The organism is Pseudoalteromonas sp. S3178, assembly GCF_005886985.1.
GTDB lineage: Bacteria > Pseudomonadota > Gammaproteobacteria > Enterobacterales > Alteromonadaceae > Pseudoalteromonas > Pseudoalteromonas carrageenovora.
The window spans coordinates 1-289 of record NZ_PNCW01000274.1 but is presented as its reverse complement, the minus strand read 5'-3'; the positions used below and the strand labels follow the sequence as shown (position 1 = coordinate 289).

Here is a 289-nt window from a genome sequence, read left to right as displayed (position 1 = left end):
TAAATCAACATACGCCATACAGGCTGCCAGTGCCGCTTCATCGAGTAAGGCTTGTGATTTAAAGCGTCCTTCCCAGAATCGGCCTGTACAGTTATCTTCTTTATTCGCCTTGCGGGCAATGCTTTCATTCAGTACCCGCATAAACCAACTGATACTCGCTAAACGTTCTCTAAATTGTTCAATGTCTTTATTTAAAAAGGTTTGCTGCGCTGAGTCTAGCCGCTCACCTTGAAGGAACTTATGAGACAGTATGGTGCCTTTAAACAGCTTATGCCATCTGATAATAATC

Annotated in this window: 1 protein-coding gene; it reads right to left on the bottom strand. The window is 42.9% G+C overall.

Annotated features, from left to right (window positions below):
• Window positions 1–288, bottom strand: a 288-nt coding sequence (locus CWC11_RS20940; protein ID WP_502704814.1) for a transposase, incomplete at its 3' end; no start/stop codon positions are given.
• Window position 289 lies beyond the last annotated feature (1 nt).